Genomic DNA, 26,275 nt, shown 5'->3' with positions numbered 1-26,275 from the left:
TGGGGTTTTTTAAAGATTAAAATCTAACGTATTACGCTAAACCTTTCTCTTTTAAAACTTGCAACATAGTAGAACCAAGCTCAGCTGGGCTACGCGTGTAAGCCATTCCCGCACGTTCAAATGCAGCAAATTTCTCTTCAGCAGTACCTTGACCACCAGAAATGATCGCACCAGCGTGACCCATACGTTTACCTTTAGGTGCAGTTACACCAGCGATGTAACCGACTACAGGCTTAGTCACGTTAGATTTGATGAATTCAGCAGCTTCTTCTTCCGCTGTACCACCTATCTCACCGATCATGATGATTGCATCAGTATCTGGATCGTCTTGGAACAATTGAAGTGCTTCAATCTGGTTCATACCTGGGATTGGGTCACCACCGATACCGATACAAGTAGACTGACCTAAACCAAGCTTAGTTGTTTGAGCAACAGCTTCATAAGTCAATGTACCTGAACGTGAGATGATACCAATACGACCTGGTTGGTGGATGTGACCAGGCATAATACCGATCTTACATTCACCTGGAGTGATCACGCCTGGGCAGTTAGGACCAACTAAACGAGTACCGTTACCGTTAGTTTCTAAGTAGCGTTTAGCTTTAAGCATGTCGATAGTTGGAACACCTTCAGTGATCACAACGATCAGGCCAACACCTGAATCAACCGCTTCAACGATTGAGTCTAAAACGAATGGAGCTGGTACATAGATAACAGATGCATCTGCATTTGTTTCACGTACAGCTTCTTTCATTGTGTTGAATACTGGTAGGTCAAGGTGAGTTGTACCACCTTTACCTGGAGTAACACCACCAACAACTTTTGTACCGTAGTCTAAAGCTTGTGCAGAGTGGAAAGTACCGTTTTTACCAGTAAAACCTTGTACCAATACTTTAGTGTCTTTATTAATTAATACGCTCATGATTGATACTCCTTACGCTTTAACTGCAGCTACAACTTTTTCTGCGGCATCAGATAAACCGTTCGCAGAAATTAATTTCAAACCTGATTCATCAAGTAATTTAGCACCTAACTCAGCGTTGTTACCTTCTAAACGAACAACAACTGGTACAGTTACATTTACTTCTTGAACCGCTGCAATAATTGCTTCAGCAATCATGTCACAACGTACGATACCACCGAAGATGTTAATTAAAACACCTTGTACAGACGTATCAGCAAGGATGATTTTGAACGCTTCGATTACGCGCTCTTTCGTAGCACCGCCACCAACGTCAAGGAAGTTTGCAGGCTGGCCACCATAAAGTTTGATGATGTCCATGGTTGCCATTGCAAGACCAGCACCGTTCACCATACAACCGATGTTACCTTCTAAAGCAACATAGTTAAGATCAAATTCAGATGCTTTCAATTCACGCTCATTCTCTTGAGACTTGTCACGTAAAGCAGCAACTTTAGGTAAACGGTAAAGCGCGTTAGAATCGATACCTACTTTCGCATCTACACATAAAATATCGCCATTTTCACGAACTGAAAGTGGGTTAATTTCGAATAATGCAAAGTCATTTTCAACAAATGCTTGGTAAGCAGCAGCCATAATTTTTACAAATTGGCTGATTTGCTTGTCTTTCAAACCTAAAGCAAACGCAACTTCACGCGCTTGGAATGGTTGTAAACCAACTAATGGATCAACTTCAACTTTGATAATTTTTTCAGGCGTTTCTTCTGCAACTTTCTCGATTTCTACACCACCTTCTGTAGAAGCCATGAAAGTAATACGACGGCTAGAACGGTCTACAACCGCGCCCAAGTAAAGCTCACGCTCAACTGGGTAAACGTCTTCAGCAACGATAATGCTGTTAACTGGTTGACCGTTTGCATCTGTTTGATACGTTACAAGACGAGTACCAATGATATTGTTTGCAAATTCGATAACATCTTCTTTAGATTTTGCAACTTTAACGCCACCAGCCTTACCACGACCACCAGCATGAACTTGCGCTTTCATTACAGCGAATTTACCACCAAGCTGTTCAAATGCAGCAACTGCTTCGTCTGCATTTGTTGCCAAGATACCTTCTTGTACTGGCATGCCATATTCTTTCAATAACGCTTTAGCTTGATACTCATGTAAGTTCATTTAGTTACCTACTATGTTGTTTGTAGTGATACAGCCTTGATCTTCTTAAAATCAGACTGCTACATATTGAATCAATGATTGTCTAAATAAGACAACCATCATCATTCAAAAAAAGTGTGGCGAACCACACTTTATATTTATTTACGCTTACGTTGAATCGCGTGGATTGCACGACCGTCAACAGAAAGCGCTGCTTCATGTACAACTTCAGAGAAAGTCGGGTGACCGAAAGTCATCAATTGTAAATCTTCAACAGAAGAAACAAATTCAAGCGCGATCATACCTTGGTGTACGATATCAGATGCATTAGGACCCACAACGTGCATACCTAAAAGACGATCTGTTTTCGCATCAGCAACGAATTTCACAAAACCTGCAGTATCACCAGCAGCCAACGCACGACCATTCACCGCAAATGGGAATTGACCTGCTTTAACTTCGTGACCTTTTTCAGCGGCTTGTTCTTCAGTTAAACCGACCCAAGCTGCTTCTGGGTGTGTGTAAATAACGCTAATGATCGTGTCATAGTTCACTTGAGCTGCGTGACCGTGAATACGCTCTACAGCCATTACGCCCTCTTCCATTGCTTTATGTGCAAGCATTGGACCGCGTACCAAGTCACCAATCGCGTAAACACCTTCTACAGATGTTTGACATTGGTCATTTACATCAACCAAACCACGTTCAGTCAACTTAATGCCTGAATCTTCAGCCAATAAACCTTCTGCATATGCTTTACGGCCTACACAAACGATCAGCTTGTCAAAAACTTGTTCTTTGTCTTCGCCAGCTTGGTTATATTTAACCGTTACTTCTTGACCATTGGTTTCAGCGCCAGATACTTTCGCGCCAATACGGATATCCAAACCTTGTTTCTTCAAGATTTTTTGATATTCCTTCGCCAATGCTTTGTCTGCCATTGGTAAGAATGCATCTAATGCTTCAAACACAACAACTTCTGAACCAAGACGACGCCATACAGAGCCAAGTTCTAGACCGATAACACCAGCACCAATTACACCAAGACGCTTAGGAACTTCTGAGAATTTCAATGCGCCAGTCGAATCAACAATTAAGTCTTCATCAACAGGTGCGACTGGAATATTTACAGGTACAGAACCCGTCGCAAGAATCACGTACTTTGGTTCTAAAACCTGTACTTCACCTTCAAACGGTGTGAATTCTACTTTTTTACCTGCAAGTAATTTACCAGTACCTTGTAACCACTCGATACCATTACCTTTTAGTAATTGAGCAACACCACCCGTCAATTGATCAACAACTTTGTCTTTACGCGCCAACAAAGTGTCTAAATCAAATTTAACTTCACCCGTGGTGATACCGTGTTCAGCAAGCTCATGAACAGTTGCTTCGTAACGGTGAGAAGAGTCAAGCAATGCTTTAGAAGGGATACAACCAACGTTTAAACAGGTACCACCTAAAGATGGTTTACCGTTGTGGATACGTTTTTCGATACAAGCGACTTTAAAACCAAGTTGAGCTGCACGAATCGCCGCTTCATAACCACCAGGTCCACCGCCAATGACAACAAGATCAAACTGTTGAGACATTTTTATCTCCAAAATCCCATATAAAGGATCACTTTATATGGGAGGCAATATTTGTAGTATTAAAGATCAAGAATGAGTTTAGCTGGTTCTTCTAACAATTCTTTGATTGTTACCAAGAAACCTACAGCTTCTTTACCATCGATTAAACGGTGGTCATAAGAAAGCGCTAAGTACATCATTGGCAAGATTTCAACTTGACCATTTACCGCCATAGGACGTTCTTGGATTTTATGCATACCCAAGATCGCTGTTTGCGGCGTATTCAAAATTGGCGTAGATAATAATGAACCGAAAGTACCACCATTGGTAATCGTGAATGTCCCGCCAGTCATGTCTTCGATACCTAATTTACCGTCACGTGCTTTGAAAGCGTAATCACGGATACCGTTTTCCACTTCTGCATAGTTCATACGGTCAGTATCACGAAGGACTGGTACAACTAAGCCACGCTCACTCGATACAGCAACACCGATGTCATAGAAACCGTGATAAACAATATCATCACCATCAATAGAACCGTTCACTGCTGGGTAGCGTTTTAATGCTTCAGTCGCTGCTTTAACAAAGAAAGACATAAAGCCTAAACGCGCACCATGACGTTTTTCGAAAGCATCTTTATATTGCTTACGCATTTCCATGATTGGCTTCATGTTAACTTCGTTGAACGTTGTTAACATTGCAGTTTGTTGTGTAGCCGCCAATAAACGCTCAGCAACACGTTTACGTAAACGTGTCATCGGAACACGTTTCTCGATACGCTCGCCTACAGCAACGCTTAATGGCTGAACTGATGCAGCAGGTTTAGCTTGATGGCTAGCAACATCTTCTTTAGTGATGCGACCACCACGGCCTGTACCTTGTACGTCAGCAGCATTGATACCAGTTTCAGATAATGCTTTACGAACCGCAGGCGCTTGGTTTGAATCAACCGCTTGAGTTGATGCAGCCGCAGGCGCAGATGCAGCAGGAGCCGCCGCGGCTGGAGCAGCAGCTTCAGGAGCAGCTGCAGCAACAGCACCAGCTTCGAATTGAGCAATCACTTCGTCAGAAAGAACTGTATCGCCTTCACCTTTAATGATTGCAACTAAGCTACCATCAGCTGGAGCAACCACTTCTAAAACAACTTTATCGGTTTCAATGTCACAGATCACTTCATCACGTGATACAGGTTCACCTACTTTCTTGTGCCAAGTTGCGATCGTACCGTCAGCAACTGACTCTGGAAATACCGGTGCTTTAATTTCGGTTGCCATTATTTAGAATCTCCTGATTGTTCAACTTCAATCGCAAGTGCGTCATTGATAAGCTGAGCTTGTTGTTTTGCATGCAAGTATGGCGAGCCACAAGCAGGTGCGGCAGATGCTTCACGACCAGCATAGCTAATACGGATTTGTTTACCAGATTTAAGAACGTCTTCATACAAACGAGGAACGATGAATAACCAAGCGCCTTGGTTCTTCGGCTCTTCTTGTGCCCAAACAAGTTCTTGAATGTTTGGATACTCAGCCATAACTTCAGCCAAGCGTTGTTCTGGGTATGGATATAATTGCTCGATACGCACAATCGCAACATGGTTTAGACCAAGCTCACGACGTTTTTCGAGTAAATCGTAATAAACCTTACCACCACAAAGCACTAAGCGAGTTACGTCAGCTTTGTTGATTTGATCAATTTCATCGATCACAGTTTGGAATGAACCGTTTGCTAATTCATCTAAAGTTGAAGTTGCAAGTTTATGACGCAATAACGATTTTGGTGACATCACGATCATTGGCTTACGAATCGGACGAACTGCCTGACGACGTAATGCATGGAAAATCTGTGCAGGTGTCGTAGGTGTCATCACTTGCATGTTGTCTTCAGCACATAGCTGTAAGAAACGCTCTAAACGTGCAGATGAATGCTCTGGACCTTGACCTTCATAACCGTGTGGTAACAACATGGTTAGACCACAAACACGCTCCCACTTGGTTTCACCCGAAGCGATAAACTGGTCAATTACAACTTGTGCACAGTTAGCGAAGTCACCAAATTGAGCTTCCCAAACGATCAAGCTTTTTGGCAATGTCGTTGAATAGCCGTATTCAAATGCAAGCACTGCTTCTTCTGACAGTAAAGAGTCATAAACCGCAGTACGTGGCTGATTTTCTTTGATATGGCAAAGTGGGATATAAACAGAACCATCGACCTGGTTATGTAATTTGGCGTGACGGTGTGAGAATGTACCACGACCCACGTCTTCACCCGTAATACGAACCAAGAAACCATCATCAAGTAAAGTCGCATACGCTAAGGTTTCTGCAGCACCCCAGTTGAGTGGCATTTCACCTGTTTGCATTTTCACGCGATCATCAATGACTTTTTGAACTTGACGCTGTAATACAAAACCTTCTGGTAATGTATTCATTGTTAAACCAAGTTCTTTCAAACGATCGATGCTGAATGTTGTGTCCCAAAGGTCTGTATATTCATGACCCAAATATGGTGTCCAATCGACAAACATTTTTTTGTTTGGTTCACGAACTAAAGCATTGGCAACATGGTTACCCGCTTCCAAATCAGAACGGTAACCTTCAACCATTGCATCTGCGCTTGCGCGATCGAGTACTTTCTCTTGAACCAATTGATCAGCATACAAGGTACGCGTAGTCGCTTTCTTGTTGATCACTTGATACATCAATGGCTGAGTTGCAGACGGTTCATCTGCCTCGTTATGACCGCGACGACGGTAGCAGAACAAGTCTAAAATGACATCTTTACGGAAAGTATGACGGAAATCATGAGCAAGCTGAGTTACGAAAATCACAGCTTCAGGATCATCACCATTGACATGGAAAATCGGTGATTGGATCATTTTTGCAACGTCAGTACAGTATTCTGTAGAACGCGTATCACGTGGATCAGATGTCGTGAAACCAACTTGGTTGTTAATCACGATATGGACTGTACCGCCCACTGTATAACCACGTGTTTGTGACATTTGGAAGGTTTCTTGGTTTACACCTTGACCCGCAAATGCAGCATCACCATGTACAATCACTGGTAGAACGTCATCACCGCCAATATCTTTACGACGAACTTGACGTGCACGAACCGAACCTTCAACAACAGGTCCAACGATTTCTAAGTGTGATGGGTTAAACGCTAATGCCAAGTGAACTTCGCCACCTGGTGTCATTACGTTTGAAGAAAAACCTTGGTGATACTTAACATCACCAGAACCTTTCTTATGCAGGCTCTTACCTTCAAACTCACCAAAAAGGTCAGCTGGGTTTTTACCCATAATATTAACAAGAAGGTTGAGACGGCCACGGTGTGGCATACCAATCACAACTTCTTTACAACCAACACTACCTGCACGCTGGATGATTTCGTTCATCATAGGAATAAAAGACTCACCGCCTTCCACACCAAAACGTTTCGCACCAACGAATTTATTACCGAGATACTTTTCTAAGCCTTCTGCAGCGGTTAAACGCTCAAGGAAGCCTTTCTTCTGATCACTAGTATAGTTAAATTTACCGCGAACACTTTCCAAACGTTGTTGAATCCAACGCTTTTCTTTGGTGTCAACGATATGCATATATTCCACGCCAACTGAACTACAGTAAGTCGCTTCCATTGCCTCAACCATTTCAGACAATGTTGCTTCTGCTTTTCCAATTGCGAGGTTGCCTGTATTAAATACAGTATCGAGATCTGATTTGGTTAAACCGTGAGCAGATAAATCGAGGTCAGGAACGTCTTCGCGTTTCGCAAGACCTAATGGATCGAGTTTAGCTTTTTGATGACCACGGTTACGGTAAGCAGCGATGAGTTGTAATACACCAATTTGACGACGCTCATGTTCTGTACTTACAGTGCTTTGTACGACAGGTTGAACTCGGCTGGCATTACGTCCCAAAAGGAGGAATTGCTCGCGCACACTGCCGTGTGGTTGATCACCTTTAGGGAATTTATCGAAATATTCACGCCAATCCTCTGACACTGAGGTTGGAGAAGTTAGGTACTGCTCGTATAGCTCTTCAATATACGCTGCACTATCAGCGGAAAGTTCAGTGTCAAGACGCAATGCGTCAGCAACTTCTTGCATTTTTGGACCCATTTCCTATTGCAAAAAATAATACAGGCTGCCTTTTAAGCATACCCATGATTCATAGTGTCAAATTGGTAAACACGACACTACTACTCAAGATCATCCAACCTTGAGACATTATTACTACACATCAGGAGTATTCCCTTTGATGTAACAAATGAGCTACGCACCTTCAATTCAAGGCACATAACTCATTTTTCATACTCGATGAAATCGAGCAATTTTTTGCAAATCATTTTAGAAAAATTAAATGCGTTTTTAACTTTTCTAAATTGACTTTTTTGATGAAATCTGTACAAATCTCTAAGACATTATCGATCGATAACATCAAGAATCTGTTTATTTTTTGATTTCATTTGTGGCAGAAATCCTAACATGTTCTCAAGCAGGGATTGATTTTTTTGACACATACCATCCATAAAGCAGCGAAATACACACATCAAATTATATTCTAATATACCGCCCTTTTGATAAAAGTTGCACTCCAATCGATCAAAAATAAACATTCTCTACAAATATTGCACAAACCTTATTCAGTTTGATGAAAAATAGATCAACACCTTCAGCATATTGATTCTTATGATTTGTCTTAACAACAAAATCTATAAATATTTAAGGCCTCATTTCTAAAATTCAAGCCCAACTTTTGCAAATAGATATTTTTAAGCAGCCAACAATTACAGCAACCATAAAAAAGAGAAGCCCCTTTCGGAGCTTCTCTTTTTTACGCTAGAAAAAGCAGATTAACCCGCTTGATCTAACAACATATTACGAATGTGACCAATTGCCTTTGTTGGGTTCAAACCTTTAGGACATACAGACACACAGTTCATGATCCCTTTACAACGGAACAAAGAGAATGGATCGTCTAAACGCGCCAAACGCTCTTGTGTTGCCGTATCACGAGAGTCGATGATAAAGCGGTATGCATTTAGCAATGCAGATGGTCCAAGGAACTTATCAGGGTTCCACCAGAATGATGGGCATGATGTTGAACAACATGCACAAAGAATACATTCATACAGACCATCTAAGTGTTCACGTTCTGCTTGAGACTGTAAACGTTCTTTTGCTGGTGCAGGTTGATTATTAATCAAGAATGGTTGGATCTTGTCATATTGATCATAGAACTGGTTCATGTCTACAACCAAATCTTTTACCACTGGTAAACCAGGTAAAGGACGGATCACAATCTTCTCTGGTAAATCGTTCAAGTTCCACAAGCACGCTAAACCATTTTTACCATTGATGTTCACACCATCCGAACCACAAATACCTTCACGGCAAGAGCGACGGAATGTTAATGACTCATCTTGCACTTTCAACGCAAGTAACGCATCAAGCAACATACGATGCTTGTCGGTTAACTCAAGTTTGAAAGTTTGCATGTACGGCGCTTTATCCTTATCAGGATCGTAGCGGTAGATTTCGAATGTACGAGTACCTCTACTCATCTTTGTTCTCCCGATTAGAATGTACGTGGTTTAGGTTCAATTGCTTCAACCGTTAATGGGCTGAAACGTACTGGCTTATATTCAAGACGGTTGTCTGATGAATACCACAAAGTATGTTTCATCCACTCATCATCACGGCGACCGTAAGAATAAGTTGGGTGATCAGGTGCCAACTCATAGTCAACAACTGTATGCGCACCACGACATTCTTTACGTGCAGCAGCAGAAATCAGAGTCGCCTTCGCAACTTCATATAAGTTTTCAACTTCTAATGCTTCAACACGCGCAGTGTTAAATACTTTAGATTTGTCTTTTAAATGAATGTTACGAACACGCGGTTCAATCGCAAGAATTTCTTTTACACCCTTATCAAGCAATGCTTGAGTACGGAATACACCTGCGTGATCTTGTACGATGTCACGGATTGCATCAGCAACTTCTTGCGCATTTTCACCCGTCGTTGAATCATCCAACTTACGAATACGCTCTAATGTATTTACCAATACATCAGTCGGAAGTGGTTGATAATCATCGCCATGATGTTTAGTCACGTAGTCAATGATGTGTTCACCCGCTGCTTTACCAAATACCACAAGGTCAAGCAATGAGTTTGTACCTAAACGGTTTGCACCATGTACTGATACGCAAGAACATTCACCAATTGCATAGAACCCTTTCACAGGTTTTACGTAATCACGAGTACCGACATAATGATACTCTTTGGTGTCTTTGTTGTAGCTTGCAGAGAATTCACCTTCTTCTACGCCATGTGGTACAACCACTTGGCCATGAATATTGGTCGGAATACCACCCATTTGATAATGGATTGTTGGTACCACTGGAATTGGCTCTTTGGTACAGTCAACGTTTGCAAACTTCTTACCAATCTCAAATACAGACGGAAGACGTTTCATAATGGTTTCAGCGCCTAAGTGAGTCATATCCAATAAGATATAATCCGCTTTAGGACCACAACCACGACCTTCTTTAATTTCTTGGTCCATAGAACGTGATACGAAGTCACGTGGCGCCAAGTCTTTTAACGTTGGCGCATAACGTTCCATGAATGGTTCGCCGTCTTTGTTACGAAGGATACCACCTTCGCCACGACAACCTTCAGTCAACAATACGCCTGCGCCAGCAACACCCGTTGGGTGGAATTGCCAGAATTCCATATCTTGCAATGGAATACCTGCACGAGCAGCCATACCAAGACCGTCACCAGTATTGATATAAGCATTGGTTGATGCGCGATAAACACGACCCGCACCACCTGTAGCGAACAAGGTTGCTTTCGCTTGGAATACAGCAATGTTACCTGTTTCTTGGTCAATCGCCGTTACACCAAGTACATCACCTGCTTCGTTACGGATTAAGTCTAATGCAATCCATTCAACGTAGAACTGAGTACCCATTTTTACGTTGCTTTGATACAAGGTATGCAATAACGCATGGCCTGTACGGTCAGCAGCAGCACACGCACGTGGAACTGCTTTTTCACCATAGTTTGCAGAGTGACCACCAAATGGACGCTGATAGATCGTACCATCTTCGTTACGGTCAAACGGCATACCCAAGTGTTCAAGCTCATACACAACTTTTGGCGCTTCACGGGTCATGAACTCGATTGCGTCCTGATCGCCTAACCAGTCAGAACCTTTAACCGTGTCATAGAAGTGATAATGCCAATTATCTTCTTGCATGTTACCTAACGACGCACCAATACCACCTTGAGCGGCAACTGTATGCGAACGTGTTGGGAATACTTTGGTCAATACAGCAACTTTTAAACCCGCTTGAGCAAGTTGGTAAGCAGCACGCATACCAGAACCACCACCACCAACGATAACTGCGTCGAAAGTGAGGTTTTGAATATTTGAATAATCTTCTTTAGGGTTAATTGCGCCCATGATCTCTTCCTATCAATTTGCCCAGAAAATCTGGATACCCCAGATTGCGTACACGAACACTGAAATAATGACAGCAGAAGTGAGTACAAGGCGTAAACCTGAAGCTGAAGGGCCCATTTGACGAGTCGTTACATAATCAGTAAAGACTTGCCACATACCAATCCAAGCGTGTGCAACGAGCGATAACACTGCTAATAAAGAAAAAATCTTCATTGGCAAAGTCAGCATAAAGCCAGCCCACTGTTCATAACCAAATCCGCTATTGCAAAGGATCCAGCCAAACAAAACTACAGTGTATGCAGCTAACACTACAGCACTGACACGTTGGATATACCAGTCGCGAGAACCTGAACCTGTTAAACCTGTAGCACTTTTCATCAGAACATAATCCATACGAATGCTGCGACAATACCAACCGCAGACAAGATCAATGAAACTGTAGCAGCGATACGACCGCTTTGAAGTTCTTCAGCAAAACCGAGGTCAGCAAGTAAATGCTTCACACCTGCGATAAAGTGGAAAATCAAGCCAGCTACAAATACCCATACGATGAAACGTACAATGATATTTCCGAAAACGACATTTTTAACGTAGTCAAATCCTTCTGGAGAAGATAAAGACTTATCCAAAATCCATAAAAGAACTGCAACTAATACGAAAACGATTACACCTGATAGACGGTGTAGAATTGAGGCAATAGCCACGGGTGAGCGTAAATTTACCGCTAATACCTGACCCATGGACAAATTGACAGGTCTGTTGCTTTTCACAGCGGGCATCCTGTAGGTAGAAACTCCATCTGGAGTTTGTTTGACTTAATTCAAAGGAAAGCTGGCATTGTTAGGCAAGCACAGCACATGCCTAACCTATATAACGACACCGAATTATAAAACGTGAAATATCAAAATACAAACAATCAACTTTCGCTTTAGTCGAAAAAAACTTTAAATAAGAATCATTCACACGCATAATAACGGCGACAAATACATCAAGTTTTCCTAAAAACAACTATCTAATTGTTTTGTAATGATAAAAATAAAATACTATTTTTTATAGATACTTTTTAATTTTATAAATTCTTTTCTTGTTATTTCACAAAAAGTCCCCTTTTCGGCTTTAAAGCAGCCGAATTTTTCAGCTTTATATATAGTTAAAAATAATACCCCTCATTTATATATTAAATATAATCAATTAATAATATATTTTCATCAATCGCTTAACTAAAATTAATTAGTTATTTTTTATACAATTAATCGCACCATAATGAATCAATTATTACTCCACATAGAGCGCTTTTAGATGGTTTTTGAATGAACAGTTCACCTCAAACCTCACTAGATAGAGGGATTACAAGCGTGATAAGTATTTATTTTATAAGCAGCAACATCTGACCCAAATAAAAATTTACTTACAATTGGACTGATGCTTCATTTTTTTTATGCACCTGAAACTTGATTTGACATATTATACTCGACCGGTGCTGTGATTTTACTCAGTTTTTTCTTCGATACTGAATGACTAATTGACTGTAGCAACGTCATTTTTTATCCCTAAGTATAATTGACAAAATTTTAGTAACCACTAATCTTATAGCAAATTTTGACACCGTCTGATTCGCACATGACAAGATTAGTATTTCGAGTCAGATAATCATTCACCAGGACAGGAGATCTATTGAATGTCTGCAGCAACTGGCAAAAAAGCCGTATTACAGCTTGATGGCAAAGAAATTGAATTACCAATTTACAGCGGCACATTAGGCCCAGATGTAATTGACGTTAAAGATGTATTGGCATCAGGTCACTTTACTTTCGATCCTGGTTTTATGGCGACAGCGGCTTGCGAATCTAAGATCACATTCATTGATGGTGACAAAGGTGTGTTATTACACCGTGGCTATCCAATTGATCAATTAGCGACTCAAGCAGACTACTTAGAAACTTGCTACTTATTACTTAATGGCGAGCTTCCAAATGCTGAACAGAAAGCAGAATTTGATGCGAAAGTACGTAACCATACGATGGTTCACGATCAAGTAAGCCGCTTCTTCAATGGTTTCCGTCGTGATGCTCACCCTATGGCAATCATGGTTGGTGTTGTTGGTGCATTATCTGCGTTCTATCACAACGGTTTAGACATCGAAGATGTTAACCACCGTGAAATTACTGCAATTCGTTTAATCGCGAAAATTCCTACACTTGCAGCGTGGAGCTACAAGTACACTGTAGGTCAACCATTCATTTACCCACGTAATGACCTTGGTTATGCAGAAAACTTCTTACACATGATGTTTGCAACTCCTGCTGACCGTGATTACAAAGTAAACCCTGTTCTTGCTCGTGCAATGGATCGTATCTTCACGCTTCATGCTGACCACGAACAAAATGCGTCTACATCTACAGTTCGTCTTGCTGGTTCTACTGGCGCGAATCCATATGCATGTATCTCTGCGGGTATCTCTGCACTTTGGGGACCTGCTCACGGCGGTGCAAACGAAGCTGTACTTAAAATGTTAGATGAAATTGGTAGCGTAGAAAACGTTGCTGAATTCATGGAAAAAGTAAAACGCAAAGAAGTTAAACTCATGGGCTTCGGTCACCGTGTTTATAAAAACTTCGACCCACGTGCGAAAGTCATGAAAGAAACGTGTGACGAAGTTCTTGCTGCATTAGGGATCAACGATCCACAATTGCAACTTGCAATGGAACTTGAGCGCATTGCGCTTAACGACCCGTACTTCGTTGAACGTAAGCTTTACCCGAACGTAGACTTCTACTCAGGTATCATCTTAAAAGCGATTGGTATCCCTACAGGTATGTTTACGGTGATCTTCGCGCTTGCACGTACAGTTGGTTGGATCAGCCACTGGTTAGAAATGCACAGTGGCCCTTACAAGATCGGTCGTCCACGTCAGCTTTACACAGGCTCGACTCAGCGCGACATCAAACGTTAATCTCGATTAGCGTTAATAAAAAAGGATGCTTCTGCATCCTTTTTTTGTTTTTATCGGTTATGCTCTTGAAATAAAACTTAAACAACTTTCATTTTGCAGAACTCATTTTATCGAGCCAATGATCAAAAAAACCACTGTTTTGATGCAAGTCACACTGCCCGTCTTTCAAATAAAAATGGCGTCTTTCGTATTATTTCTATTAATGATCATACTAACTTGGCTGCTACTGGTTTACTTTAGTTATGATTTAAGCCTGTACTATCTTTATCAATTCCTGCCTTTTTTTGCCCAACTGCTCAGCATTGCTTTGATGTTTGCTTTATTGATAGCAACGCTTTACCTGTATAACCAGCTTTATCAGAAATACTTTAGCCGTCCTACCACCTTTAAGTTATATCGGCAAGGCATCGCATTGGAAGATTCCAAACAATCTACTTTTTTCTCTTGGCAAGATTTGATCCAGATACAACTTCGACAACAGCAGGCGCAAATCCACAGTCTCAATCTACTCAGTAAAACCCAACCTTATCAGCAGTATTTTTATTTTAATTCATGGATGTGGCCTGCCACATTAACCCAGCAACATTGTGAGTTTTTACCGTTCTGGAAAAAACTGGAGGCGCTAGCAAAACAGCAACAGTTGCAACGGATCAGCAACACAAGTACCCACAAGAAAACCCATATTGACACCATTAGCATAATTGCAGATCAGCATGCGCTAGATTCTTTTCAAAGAAAACAAAAATGGCTTACAGTTGGATTGATCCTTTTTATTTTAGTCAGTTTTAGCCTTTTTATGAGCTATCTACTCTGGGATAAATTTAACGATGGCAGTGTCAAACTCCCCCATCAACAAACCCAGTCAATCTCAGGGACAAATTTCAAAACATTTCAGAATCAGGTCTATATTTTTAAACAAGGCCAAGGTACTTTTTTACTGCCTCAAGTCAAGGCTGATCAATTTACAGGTTTAGCTTTAAGCAATCTCCCCCATCGTGCACCTGAGCTGTATAGCAATGTTGGTAAAACACCACATCAAGTTTACTGGCAAGACCACATCCTGTCTCAATTAAATCCAGCACAATCAAGCTATTTAGGCAATGATTTCACCAAAGACGGTCAACAAGTTTACTTTCGCAATATACGTTTAACCAACGTGAATGCCGCTCATTTTTCGGCAATCTTACATCCAAGATTCAATACACTTGGCTATTTTTATGCCAAAGATGATCAACAGGTCTATTATAAAACAAAAGCATTAACAGATTTAGATCCACAACAGAGCCAAGCATTTCCAAATAGCAGCCAATATATTCACGATCAACAGGTGGTCTATTATCAAGATAAAAGGCTAGGCAAGTTAAATGCGCAACAGACGCAGATTTTTAGTGGTAGCAATCGATTTAGCCGAGATCTGAATTTAGCAACCGATGGCCAATCTTTTTATTTAAATGAACATCCATTACCACATATTGCTGAGCAGAAATTTTGGGGAACAACGCGTGTTGATTTATCACACCTGCAACTCATTGGTAGCCAAAGTAATGAGCCCTACCCAGGAAATTTCAGTTATATTTTTGCAGATCTGCAAAACATTTATATCTATGATGAATTTTATCAACGATTAAAAGTGCTGTATCAATTTCCCCAACCAATACAGTTACAGGCTCTGGAGGATCGACGCTTTAGCGATGGAAAAAATATGTACATCATCACCGAAAAGATCTACCGATCCAAAGGGCGCTCTTCTGGAACAACCACGCATGGTTTCAAAATCAGTCTGATTCGTGAACAAGATCAACAGATCATCGCTCAATATTTTTCCCGCAATCCAAGCGCCCTAAAACTATCCAACCTGCTTCATGACAGGGAGATCAACTAATCTAAAAATATGAACAAGATAAGCTGGATGTCGATCAACACCTTGCGTAATCGACAAGATTCTCTACAACATGTGATTCTTAAATCTCATCTTCTTCTAGCTCTAATGCACGCAACAAGGTATTGCTGATGCCATCCGCACGTAACCAAGCCAATTCATAACTGGCCTTTGCCAAAGCCAGTACACGACGCTCAAATTCATCCCAGATCGGTTTAACTTGCGCATCGCTAATCCCCAACCCACTATCATGGGCCAAATGTTTGTTTTTTTCACAAATCTTCAAGGCGTGGTACAGCTTGCGCCCTTTACTGGCACTTTCTAATACGCGCGTACGCTTATTCTGAATAAAGCCCTCGATATGCTGTAGATTGGCATGAGGCAGCAATGGCACCAAAATTTGATCCAGTTGCGCATCTAAGCGCTTCCACACCATCAAACGCTGCTCTGGCGTATAGGTATTCCACTGAATCACTTCATGATTAAAACGGCGACAGCCACGGCAGACCAGATCACCAAATACCGTTGAACAACGCCCTGCACATGGGGTCAATGATGGGATTCGACGATCATTACTCAAAACCAACTCCTCTAAAACCATATTTATTTTATGGTTTTCTCGCTTATTTTCAGATTTCGCGCTAAAATGTGCGCCTTATTTTTCTATCTTAATACATTTGGAGTTATCCATGAACGCTACTGTAGAACAGCTTGCACCTGTAGAACAGCAAGCGACCAATAATTGGGTTGTTGCAGCACTATATCAATTTAAAGAAGTTTCAGATGCAGCGGATCTGCAACAACGTCTTTTGGACTTAGTGAATAGCATCAATTTATGTGGAACTCTAATTGTAGCGTCTGAAGGGATTAACGGAACTGTTGCTGGCGACCGTGCCGCGATTGATGCAGTTCATCAATTCCTTCTCAACGAAGGTTTTAACGCAATGGAATATAAAGAGTCTGAAAGCTCTGAAAAGCCATTCCGTAAAATGAAAATTAAACTTAAAAATGAAATTGTAACTTTAGGTGTAGAAGTCAAGCCACGTGATTTAGTCGGTCACTACCTTGATCCTAAAGAATGGAATGAACTGATTAACCGTGATGATGTGATCCTGATCGACACTCGTAATGATTATGAATATAAAGCAGGTACATTCAAAGGGGCAATTGATCCTAAAACAGAATCATTCCGTGAATTTCCAGAATACGTAAAACAGAATCTCGAACAGCATAAAGACAAAAAAATTGCGATGTTCTGTACGGGTGGTATCCGTTGTGAAAAATCAACCTCCCTCCTGCTTCAAGAAGGTTTCAATGAGGTCTATCACCTGAAAGGCGGCATTCTTAAATACCTAGAAGAAACCCCTGCCGAAGAAAGCATGTGGGAAGGTGAATGCTTCGTGTTTGATGGACGTACGGCAGTCACCCATGGTGTTGAAGAAGGCGAAAACATCAAGTGTCATGCTTGCGGTTGGCCACTGACCAAAGTTGAAGCTGAACTAACCAGTTATGAACATGGTGTCTCTTGTGTTTACTGTATTGATAAAACCACGGACAAGCAAAAAGCGGGCTTCCGTATGCGCCAATCACAGATTGCTGCTGCAAAACGCAAACGTCTGTAAGTTTAACAATTCGATTAAAAGCCATAGTTCAACTATGGCTTTTTTATTGCCTTGATAAAAATCATGTAACGATTCAACCCTTGAGCATTGCCCTGCACCTCTCTATGCTAAAAACAATAATCAAATGAACTATATAAGGGCATTATGGGACTTGAAGAGTGGGTCTTATCGATCATGGAAAAACTTGGGTATTTAGGCATCGCATTTTTAATGTTCCTAGATAATATCTTCCCACCTATTCCCTCAGAAATCATTATGCCATCGGCTGGCTATACCGCTTCAAAAGGTGAACTCACCCTGATTGGTGTCATTATCGCAGGAAGTGCTGGTTCAATTTTAGCTGCGATGTTGTTCTATTGGATCGGTCGAAAAGTACCACAACAACGACTGTTTCAGTTTATCGAACGTTATGGCAAATATTTACGCATTCAGGTCGCTGATCTAGAAAAAGCACTGACATGGTTTAACAAACATGGCCATCGCATTGTGTTCTTCGGGCGAATGATTCCTGCAGTCCGCTCCTTGATTAGTATCCCCGCTGGGATCAGCCGAATGCCTTTTAGTAAATTTATGCTCTATAGTAGCGCTGGAACCCTCATTTGGACCAGTTTCCTTGCCTATCTGGGCTATCATTTTAGTGAAAATCAGGCACTCATGCTGGCAATTCTACAACGCATCAGCTATCTGATCTTCGCCCTGATCGCTCTATATATTATCTGGTGGGCAATTAAAAAGTTTTACCGATCTAAATCAAATCATAACCAATAATACCAACAAAGCTTAGGCCAGAGATGAAACTGTGTTAAATCCCAATTGGCTTTTATGCATTTCATCTCTCAACCAATCTCTCAGCAATAGTTTACGAATATCCGCTTCAAAAGGCTGGGCAGACAATAAATGATAGGCCGAACCATCAACATAAGTCGCGGTGAGTTGCTCCAGCATCTGATATTTCATTTCTCGCTCAACCATATAGGCAGAAACCACTGTTGCGCCTAATCCCGCCAAGCAAGCCTCAATACAGAGATAAAAGTGCTCAAGCGAAGATCGTTTTAAATCACTGAGTTGTTCTGGATGCCGCCTTTTAAACTGTTGCCATAGCTGAGGTCTGGACTTGGAAATAAACAGTTGTGTCATTGCCGCATGATCATGCTTCGCCCGCACAGCAAGCATCTGCTCATCTGCAATTTTCTCACTATACAGGGCTGCTCCCCAATCAAAATCATCTCTTCTTAGCGCCACATCAATATGCTGTGCAGTAAAGTCCACCGCCCCACCACCGGTTAACAAGCTCACCTCAAATTCTGGATAACGCTGCTTAAATTGCGCTAAACGAGGAATCAGCCATTTCATGGCCAGTGTCGGTTCACAAGAAAGGATCAGGTTCTTTTGCACTTTGTTGTGTTGCTGTAGTTGTAATACACACTGCTCGATGTGTTGAAAGACCTGCTGACAGCAATCAAACAGGACTTCACCTTCTGAGGTTAAAGTTAATTTTCGGGCTTCACGCATAAATAACAGCAAGCCTAAACTTTCTTCCAAGTTCTTAAGTTGCTTACTCACCGCACTTTGCGTCACAAATAGCTTATCCGCAGCAACCGTCACGCTTTCATAACGAGCCACATAATAAAAAAACTTTAGTGAATTCAAAGATAAGCGCTCAATCATTCCAAAAACTCATGCATAACAAGAATTAACTTCAATTTTAAATATAGCAAGAATATGAAAAATATAAAAAATCTTTAAGCAATCAATTTAGGAATAGATGAGTGAATGAAATCATTGCAGTCAGCATCGTCACCCTGCTTGCAGTCATGAGCCCTGGCGCTGACTTCGCCCTTGTGACACGAAACAGCTATCTTTATGGTCGCCATTTGGGTATGTGTACCGCCTACGGCATTGCGATGGGTGTCTGGGTCCATATTAGCTACAGCTTGATTGGACTCACTTTTTTACAGCAGCACCTCCCCAGTTTAATTCATCTAATTCAATATATTGGTGCAGCTTATTTGATCTATATTGGCTACAAAACCTTTACCCAAGCCCCAATTCTATTTAATGAAAACAGCAATCAGATCACACGCTGGCAGGCCTTTAGGCATGGTTTTCTCACCAATAGTCTCAACCCCAAAACCACACTTTTTGTCATGAGTATTTATGCACAAGTCATGACCACCACCAACAACCTACACAAGTTAATCGGCTATGGTATTTTTATTTCTGGCAGTCATTTTGCTTGGTTTTGCCTTGTTGCACTGTTTTGTTCTACCCCTTTCATTCGAAATAAAATCCTTGCGCGACAAATCAGCATTAATCGAGTGATTGGTTGTATCTTGAGTGCTTTAGGGCTGAGTCTATTTTTCGCTCATTTTTAAATCTTAGTCTTGAGATGAGTTCAATAGAGCAGCACAAGCAGCAATAAAAAAACGCCTTCTAGAGGCGTTTTAATATTCTATTTGTTTGTCATTCTTCAACCGCAATGATCGCAGTATCGGAGGTATCCTTATGCTGGTGTATGGTACATCAGATAGAGTTCATTTAAATTATTTGGAATTTCTTCCGCTAATTCATCCATCAACTGACCATTGCGACGGAAAGATTCCATTTGTGGATCTTCTTCATCAATTCCGCTAAACACCATAATTGGTAATGTTAAATCGATAAGCTGTTCTTCAAACTCAGGCGCAAACCACGCATCTTCATTAAGGAACATGGCATCAACAAAACCAACACTCCAATCACCTAAGCTCGATTCAACGTCTGCTTCTTCGATTTCAAATGGAAACTCGATTCCATTTTCATTGGCTAAATCTTGACGAATAGATTCCAACCAAAGCTTAACCTGCTCAAGCACTTCAGCAGGAAGTTTCTTTTGATTACTCTCGAAAAGTTCATCTAACCAACGATCGAATTGTGGACCAACTGCAATCGCACACAAAAAGCCATGAGTCGCTGCAAAATCTAGACCATATTCATTTTGATCGCCGTCAAGATAGTTACTCAATAAGTCTAAATCTAACGTGCTCATTCTTTAATCCAATTTTAAAAATACATCGTCAACAGCATAACATTTTCGGACATAAAGTCTTAGCAATTTTGCTTAGTCTTCGTCATCGAGATCATCGTCGTCGAAATCGTAATCAAAATCTTTGAGTTCTCGCTCTAAACGACGTTGCGCCAGAAGCTCATCAATCAAACGGCGCTTTTCTAATGATTCTTTGGCAGTAATTTTTCCAGATGACTCATCAAAACCTGCATCATCTTCACCATAGTTATCATCATCTAATTCAAAATCTGTAGAAGACACTAAGTACCTCTAATGAAAAAATATAAATGGGTCTAGCCGCTATTTATCGGTCTTAGCCAACCTTGTCAAGTTTTATTTGTTTTTTTTGTGATAAAACGATGTTTTGTACTTTTTTTCGTCAGTTTTTTTGTGTATTTATAATCTAAGAACAATTGTAATTAAAAACATCTTTAATCAGGACTGACTGCTTGAAAATTTATGACTCAACCCCATATTCAAGAAACGAACGTGAAATCACAGCTATTTTTATTTTAAAGTTAACGGATCGAATCCAGAACATTCATCGTGAATTGTGCTATCATGCACGGTTTTTCACCGCCCCAGATTCAACAAAAGAGTAAGCAAAGATGAGCGATATGAATTCCCCTACTTCGCAAGTAGCGGCTCTGATTAGCCGAGGCAAAGAGCAAGGTTATTTAACTTACGCTGAGGTTAACGATCATCTACCAGACTCAATTACGGAAAGTGAGCAGATTGAAGACATCATTCAGATGCTTCAAGACGTTGGTATTCCAGTGCATGAACGTGCACCAGAAACTGATGACACCATGTTTGGTGAATCAACTGAAGCGGCTGACGAAGTTGCCGAAGAAGAAGCTGCTGCCGTATTAGCATCGGTTGAAAGTGAGCCTGGTCGTACCACAGACCCTGTACGTATGTATATGCGTGAAATGGGTACGGTTGAACTTCTTACACGCGAAGGCGAAATTAGCATTGCAAAACGCATCGAAGAAGGTATTCGTGACGTTTTACATTCGATTGCTTACTGGCCAAATGCGGTTGAAGTTGTTTTACAAGAATATAATGACTTTTTAACAGGCGAGCGTCGTCTTGCCGATATTCTCTCTGGTTATTTAGACCCAGAAACTGACGAAGATATTCCAGAAGTTCTTGAAGAAGAAACTGAACTTGAAGAAGATGAAGATGCTTCACCTAAAGCAAAAGACGTCAAACTCGATGATGATGACGAAGAAGAAGAGTCTGAAGGTGATGATGATTCTGAAGGTGAGTCAGGTCCAGACCCTGACGTTGCTAAAGTTCGTTTCTCTGAATTAGAAGCTGCTTGGAATGAAACTAAAACGGTTGTAGCGAAGCACGGTCGTGATAGCGATGAAGCAAAAGCTGCGCTTGAAGCGCTTGCTGCTGTGTTCATGATGTTCAAATTTACACCACGTTTATTCGAAATCATTTCAGAAATGATTCGTGGTACACATGACCAAATTCGTTCAAATGAACGTGAAATTATGCGTTATGCAGTACGTCGTGGTCGTATGGATCGTACCCAGTTCCGTATGACCTTCCCCGAGCAAGAATCAAATCCAGCTTGGTTAGACGAACAAATTGCAAAAGCACCGGCTGAAACCAAAGCGCATTTAGAAAAAGTACGTCCTGACGTATTGGCATTCCAGCAAAAAATTGCAGATATTGAGAAAGATCTTGGTTTAAACGTTAAAGATATCAAAGATATCTCGAAACGTATGGCTGTTGGTGAAGCGAAAGCACGTCGTGCCAAGAAAGAGATGGTTGAAGCGAACTTACGTTTGGTTATTTCGATTGCGAAAAAATATACCAACCGTGGCTTACAGTTCCTCGACTTGATTCAAGAAGGTAACATCGGTTTGATGAAAGCCGTGGACAAGTTTGAATATCGTCGTGGTTATAAATTCTCGACTTATGCAACGTGGTGGATTCGTCAGGCGATTACGCGTTCGATTGCCGACCAAGCACGTACTATTCGTATTCCAGTACACATGATTGAGACCATCAATAAGATCAACCGTGTATCTCGTCAACTTCTTCAAGAAATGGGCCGTGAACCGACTCCTGAAGAATTAGGCGAACGTCTGGAAATGGACGAAGTTAAAGTTCGTAAAGTACTTAAAATCGCAAAAGAACCGATTTCGATGGAAACACCGATCGGTGATGATGAAGATTCGCATCTTGGTGACTTCATTGAAGATGGCAACATCACTTCTCCAATTGATGCTGCAACTTCAGAAGGCTTAAAAGAGGCGACGCGTGAAGTACTTGAAAACTTGACTGAACGTGAAGCAAAAGTATTGAAAATGCGTTTTGGTATTGATATGCCAACCGACCATACTTTAGAAGAAGTAGGTAAACAGTTTGACGTAACCCGTGAACGTATCCGTCAGATTGAAGCGAAAGCATTGCGTAAACTTCGCCACCCTTCTCGTTCAGAACACTTACGTTCATTCTTGGAAAACGACTAATCTTTGGGAAATCCTGAGTGATGGTTAAGGCTCTCACTCAGGACTTGAAGTTCAATACTTCATCCCCATTTATGTATTAGATCAAAAGCGCCTGCACTGATGCAGGCGTTTCAAATTAAGAGGTTGCTCATGTTAGACCGCACTCCTTCTCGTGAATTGCAAGAACATCTTTGGGTTTTCCCGATGGACTATCCAATCAAATTGATTGGTAATGCAGGGGATGAACTTCGAGTGGCTGTTGTTGATATTTTGCAGAAGCACTTCCCTGAATTTGATGGCGACACCGTAAAAGTTCAGCCGTCACGCACAGGTAAATACCACTCTTTAACTGCTCAACTGCGCTTTGAAGAGTTGGAACAAGTTCATGCCTTATACGCTGACCTTGCAGCCTGTCCTTTAATTAAGACAGCGCTTTAATTAAAAACTCCAAAATACGAAAGTGTTTTGGATTTTTTTTCGCAAAAAATAACACCCGACTTTTTTGATAAATCCCTATTGATCTGATTCAAATCATTACATAATTCAACGACTAATCAATTCAAATTTGCCAAGGAAATCCTGTTGTAATGAGCGCTGCAAAACCGATTTTAATCATTCGTTGTTTCAATGATCTACAAGATTACACGACTCGTTTTGAAGCAATGAAAGACTTCACAACCAATCGTGATGAAAACACACCCGATGAAGTTTGGCTGCTTCAACATCAAGATGTCCTAACCCAAGGACAAGCAGGCAAGCCTGAACATATTCTGCTGCACAGCAACCTTCCAATTGTACACACTGATCGCGGTGGCCAAGTCACTTGGCACGGCAAAGGTCAATTGGTTGCCTATTTCCTGTTAGACCTCAATCGCTTGAAATGGCATGTACGTACTTTGGTCAGTTTTGCAGAACAAGCCATGATTGATCTACTCAAACAATACAACATCCATGCCTATGCCAAAGCTGATGCCCCAGGCGTTTATGTCGATGAACGCAAAATCGGGTCCTTAGGATTTAAAATTCGTCGTGGCCGTAGTTATCATGGTTTGGCCCTGAACATCGACTGTGACCTCACTGGTTTTCAAACCATCAATCCCTGTGGTTATGCTGGCTTGGAAATGGTGCGCTTACAAGACTTACTGACAGATTACCCAAGCTTTGAACAGCTCTGCGCTGATTTTGTCCACTATCTGCAAAATACCGATTTCTTTAATGACCTTGTAGTCAAATCTGAATAATTTACTTTTCAATTCTAATAAAATAAATTAGAGTAAATACTCTAAATTAGCTTTTGCATAATTTTAACAAGGGATACGCAAGTGATTTCAACCAAAGCAGTGAAGCCCACGTTGCAATTTGCCTACGTCAAACTCATGATGGATGTTGTGGGTCGTGGCCTCGTGATGGCAAGCCAAGTGGATGATGAAGTACAACAGGAAGTGTCGAAGTTTCCGGTTGGTTTTATCCTTTCAATGAATGTTTTCCCAAATGGACCTGCATTTGTTGCTCGAGTAACCGAAGAAAAACAATTAGAGCTCTTGTCCAATTACAAAGGCAAGCCTGATTTAACCATTACCTTCAAGCATTTAACCCATGCCTTTTTGGTATTTTCTTTCCAAGAAAGTACCGCACAAGCCTTTGCCAATGACCGCATGATTGCCGATGGTGATGTCTCAAGCGCCATCCGTCTGGTGCGTTGCTTGAACAAAATGGAAGCCCTTATCTTACCAAAGCTAATCGCTTCACTTGCAGTCAAGCGCTACCCTGCTGAATTAACATTAAAAGAAAAATTCACGGGTGCAAAAAATATTTATCTTAAAGTCGCAAAATCATATCTGAAACGGAGCGCATAACATGGCTAAGCCTTATTACGAGTTTTTCTGTCCTGTAAAAGTCATTGCTGGTAACGCTGCCTTAGAGCATATCCCGTTTGAACTTGCGACACTGGGTGCAAAACGCCCAATGATCATTACCGATAAAGGCGTACGTGCCAATGGTTTACTTAGCCCAATCGAAGCAGCATTCAGTACCACCGATGCGGTGATTGGTGCGATCTTTGATGATGTTCCACCTGATTCAAGTTTGGAAGTGGTTCGCTTAGCGGCAGAACTGTATCGCAAGCAAAAATGCGATGCGATCATTGCAATTGGTGGTGGCTCAGTCATCGATACCTCAAAAGCGACCAATATCTTGGTGTCTGAAGGTGGTGATGATCTGTTGCAATATTCAGGTGCGCACAATCTGCCAAAACCACTGAAGCCTTTCTTCGTAATTCCAACTACATCGGGTACAGGATCTGAAGCAACCATGGTTGCTGTGGTTTCAGATACCCAACGCAATGTAAAACTGGCTTTTGCCTCTTATTACTTGATGCCGCATGCTGCAATTCTTGATCCACGCATGACACAGACACTCCCACCGCATCTTACTGCCATGACAGGCATGGATGCATTGACACACTGTGTTGAAGCCTATACTTGCCTAGCAGCTAACCCGCTCAGTGATGCCTATGCCAGCGCAGGGATTAAAAAGATCAGTGAAAACCTGTTTAAGGTTTTAGACAATCCAAGTGATGCACAAGGCCGTTTAGAGCTTGCACAAGCATCTACCATGGCAGGGATTGCTTTCTCGAATTCAATGGTGGGCTTAGTTCACTCATTGGGTCATGCGCTTGGTGCAGTTGCACATCTGCCCCACGGCTTATGCATGAACTTATTCCTGCCATACGTGCTGGAATATAACAAAGAAATCAATGGTGACAAGATTGGTGAATTATTGCTGCCACTTGCGGGTGCAGATATTTATGCACAAACCCCTGCCAACTTACGTGCAGATAAAGCGATTGAGACGATTTTAGCGATGCGTGATCGTCTATTCAGCTTGACCAAACTACCACGTACTTTACGTGAAACAGCTAAAATCACTGAGGCTCAGTTGGATGAAGTGGCAGAGAAGGCACTGAATGACGGCTCTATCATTTACAACCCGAAAGAAGCAAACTTACAAGACATTCGTGCAATCTTGCAAAAAGCATGGTAATACATTGAGTTAAATCAAGTATTCCTGCTTAAAAGCCCCGATATTGATTGAATATCGGGGCTTTGTATATTTAAGTGAATCTTTATTCATCTATTTCTTTACCCAATTGGCAAAAAAATTGCTAAAAAAA

General features: G+C 41.3%; 23 protein-coding genes. 10 read left to right on the top strand and 13 right to left on the bottom strand.

The genetic code is table 11. From position 1 onward, the window contains the following. Nucleotides 1–31 precede the first annotated feature (31 nt). The 9 genes from sucD to sdhC all read right to left on the bottom strand — a co-directional run bounded on the left by sucD (nucleotide 32) and on the right by sdhC (nucleotide 11,911). Nucleotides 32–922, bottom strand: coding sequence for a succinate--CoA ligase subunit alpha (sucD, locus tag A7P55_RS05035; RefSeq protein WP_003655479.1), 891 nt, complete (start codon nucleotides 920–922; stop codon nucleotides 32–34). Between the two features lie 12 nt (nucleotides 923–934). After that, entirely contained in the window at nucleotides 935–2,101 is a 1,167-nt protein-coding gene (sucC, locus tag A7P55_RS05030) for an ADP-forming succinate--CoA ligase subunit beta (protein ID WP_003655470.1), read from the bottom strand. 137 nt (nucleotides 2,102–2,238) lie between these two features. Continuing rightward, nucleotides 2,239–3,672, bottom strand: coding sequence for a dihydrolipoyl dehydrogenase (lpdA, locus tag A7P55_RS05025; RefSeq protein WP_004803172.1), 1,434 nt, complete (start codon nucleotides 3,670–3,672; stop codon nucleotides 2,239–2,241). 59 nt (nucleotides 3,673–3,731) lie between these two features. Beyond that, complete coding sequence (gene odhB, locus A7P55_RS05020) at nucleotides 3,732–4,925, bottom strand: 2-oxoglutarate dehydrogenase complex dihydrolipoyllysine-residue succinyltransferase (protein ID WP_171551315.1); 1,194 nt, start codon at nucleotides 4,923–4,925, stop codon at nucleotides 3,732–3,734. After that, complete coding sequence (locus A7P55_RS05015) at nucleotides 4,925–7,765, bottom strand: 2-oxoglutarate dehydrogenase E1 component (protein ID WP_216077969.1); 2,841 nt, start codon at nucleotides 7,763–7,765, stop codon at nucleotides 4,925–4,927. Before A7P55_RS05015 ends, odhB begins: the two co-directional genes overlap by 1 nt. Nucleotides 7,766–8,511: 746 nt before the next feature. Further along, nucleotides 8,512–9,222: a succinate dehydrogenase iron-sulfur subunit gene (locus tag A7P55_RS05010; RefSeq protein ID WP_004664446.1), complete on the bottom strand. Its 711-nt coding sequence runs from the start codon at nucleotides 9,220–9,222 to the stop codon at nucleotides 8,512–8,514. A gap of 14 nt (nucleotides 9,223–9,236) precedes the next feature. After that, nucleotides 9,237–11,132: an FAD-dependent oxidoreductase gene (locus A7P55_RS05005; RefSeq protein ID WP_005150339.1), complete on the bottom strand. Its 1,896-nt coding sequence runs from the start codon at nucleotides 11,130–11,132 to the stop codon at nucleotides 9,237–9,239. 12 nt (nucleotides 11,133–11,144) lie between these two features. Then, nucleotides 11,145–11,510: a succinate dehydrogenase, hydrophobic membrane anchor protein gene (gene sdhD, locus A7P55_RS05000; protein ID WP_004652198.1), complete on the bottom strand. Its 366-nt coding sequence runs from the start codon at nucleotides 11,508–11,510 to the stop codon at nucleotides 11,145–11,147. Continuing rightward, nucleotides 11,510–11,911 carry a succinate dehydrogenase, cytochrome b556 subunit gene (gene sdhC / locus A7P55_RS04995; RefSeq protein ID WP_050559707.1) on the bottom strand — a complete coding sequence of 134 codons (402 nt, stop codon included), beginning with the start codon at nucleotides 11,909–11,911 and terminating at the stop codon, nucleotides 11,510–11,512. Before sdhC ends, sdhD begins: the two co-directional genes overlap by 1 nt. Nucleotides 11,912–12,810: 899 nt before the next feature. Here sdhC and gltA point away from each other — a divergent pair. After that, nucleotides 12,811–14,085 carry a citrate synthase gene (gene gltA, locus A7P55_RS04990; RefSeq protein WP_004652200.1) on the top strand — a complete coding sequence of 425 codons (1,275 nt, stop codon included), beginning with the start codon at nucleotides 12,811–12,813 and terminating at the stop codon, nucleotides 14,083–14,085. Nucleotides 14,086–14,203: 118 nt separating this feature from the next. Further along, complete coding sequence (locus A7P55_RS04985) at nucleotides 14,204–15,967, top strand: DKNYY domain-containing protein (protein ID WP_171551313.1); 1,764 nt, start codon at nucleotides 14,204–14,206, stop codon at nucleotides 15,965–15,967. Between the two features lie 79 nt (nucleotides 15,968–16,046). On the opposite strand, the gene A7P55_RS04980 is transcribed toward A7P55_RS04985, so the two are convergent. Continuing rightward, the gene (locus tag A7P55_RS04980; RefSeq protein ID WP_171551312.1) at nucleotides 16,047–16,544 is read right to left on the bottom strand and encodes a DUF1289 domain-containing protein; all 498 of its coding nucleotides are present in this window, start codon (nucleotides 16,542–16,544) and stop codon (nucleotides 16,047–16,049) included. A 109-nt stretch (nucleotides 16,545–16,653) separates the two neighbouring features. Here A7P55_RS04980 and A7P55_RS04975 point away from each other — a divergent pair, with 109 nt between their 5' ends. Then, complete coding sequence (locus tag A7P55_RS04975) at nucleotides 16,654–17,586, top strand: rhodanese-related sulfurtransferase (RefSeq protein WP_171551311.1); 933 nt, start codon at nucleotides 16,654–16,656, stop codon at nucleotides 17,584–17,586. Nucleotides 17,587–17,730: 144 nt separating this feature from the next. Beyond that, nucleotides 17,731–18,354, top strand: coding sequence for a DedA family protein (locus tag A7P55_RS04970; protein WP_171551310.1), 624 nt, complete (start codon nucleotides 17,731–17,733; stop codon nucleotides 18,352–18,354). Between the two features lie 12 nt (nucleotides 18,355–18,366). Here the strand turns inward: A7P55_RS04970 and A7P55_RS04965 are convergent, their stop codons facing one another. Then, nucleotides 18,367–19,254: a LysR family transcriptional regulator gene (locus tag A7P55_RS04965; RefSeq protein WP_171551309.1), complete on the bottom strand. Its 888-nt coding sequence runs from the start codon at nucleotides 19,252–19,254 to the stop codon at nucleotides 18,367–18,369. A 101-nt stretch (nucleotides 19,255–19,355) separates the two neighbouring features. Here A7P55_RS04965 and A7P55_RS04960 point away from each other — a divergent pair, with 101 nt between their 5' ends. Beyond that, nucleotides 19,356–19,961, top strand: a complete 606-nt coding sequence (locus A7P55_RS04960; protein ID WP_171551308.1) for a LysE family transporter — start codon at nucleotides 19,356–19,358, stop codon at nucleotides 19,959–19,961. A 128-nt stretch (nucleotides 19,962–20,089) separates the two neighbouring features. Here A7P55_RS04960 and A7P55_RS04955 read toward each other — a convergent pair whose 3' ends face one another. Together A7P55_RS04955 and A7P55_RS04950 are read right to left on the bottom strand one after the other, a co-directional pair. Further along, nucleotides 20,090–20,614 (bottom strand): YecA family protein, encoded by a 525-nt coding sequence (locus A7P55_RS04955; RefSeq protein ID WP_004803148.1) that lies wholly within the window; start codon nucleotides 20,612–20,614, stop codon nucleotides 20,090–20,092. Nucleotides 20,615–20,686: 72 nt separating this feature from the next. Next, nucleotides 20,687–20,893, bottom strand: coding sequence for a PA3496 family putative envelope integrity protein (locus A7P55_RS04950; RefSeq protein WP_004803146.1), 207 nt, complete (start codon nucleotides 20,891–20,893; stop codon nucleotides 20,687–20,689). 347 nt (nucleotides 20,894–21,240) lie between these two features. On the opposite strand from A7P55_RS04950, the gene rpoD reads away from it, so the two are divergent. The 5 genes from rpoD (at nucleotide 21,241) to A7P55_RS04925 (ending at nucleotide 26,145) form a co-directional block, all read left to right on the top strand. Next, nucleotides 21,241–23,124: an RNA polymerase sigma factor RpoD gene (gene rpoD / locus A7P55_RS04945; protein ID WP_171551307.1), complete on the top strand. Its 1,884-nt coding sequence runs from the start codon at nucleotides 21,241–21,243 to the stop codon at nucleotides 23,122–23,124. Nucleotides 23,125–23,253: 129 nt separating this feature from the next. Further along, nucleotides 23,254–23,541 carry a DUF493 domain-containing protein gene (locus tag A7P55_RS04940; protein ID WP_004652212.1) on the top strand — a complete coding sequence of 96 codons (288 nt, stop codon included), beginning with the start codon at nucleotides 23,254–23,256 and terminating at the stop codon, nucleotides 23,539–23,541. A 149-nt stretch (nucleotides 23,542–23,690) separates the two neighbouring features. Next, nucleotides 23,691–24,344 (top strand): lipoyl(octanoyl) transferase LipB, encoded by a 654-nt coding sequence (gene lipB / locus A7P55_RS04935; protein ID WP_171551306.1) that lies wholly within the window; start codon nucleotides 23,691–23,693, stop codon nucleotides 24,342–24,344. A gap of 81 nt (nucleotides 24,345–24,425) precedes the next feature. Continuing rightward, nucleotides 24,426–24,959 carry a hypothetical protein gene (locus A7P55_RS04930; RefSeq protein ID WP_004652214.1) on the top strand — a complete coding sequence of 178 codons (534 nt, stop codon included), beginning with the start codon at nucleotides 24,426–24,428 and terminating at the stop codon, nucleotides 24,957–24,959. Nucleotide 24,960: 1 nt separating this feature from the next. After that, complete coding sequence (locus A7P55_RS04925) at nucleotides 24,961–26,145, top strand: iron-containing alcohol dehydrogenase (RefSeq protein WP_171551305.1); 1,185 nt, start codon at nucleotides 24,961–24,963, stop codon at nucleotides 26,143–26,145. Nucleotides 26,146–26,275 lie beyond the last annotated feature (130 nt).

Source organism: Acinetobacter sp. Ac_5812 (assembly GCF_013072695.1).
In the GTDB taxonomy this organism is placed as follows: Bacteria; Pseudomonadota; Gammaproteobacteria; order Pseudomonadales; family Moraxellaceae; genus Acinetobacter.
Note: the sequence above shows the minus strand (reverse complement) of the source record. Positions and strands in the feature narration are given on the sequence as shown.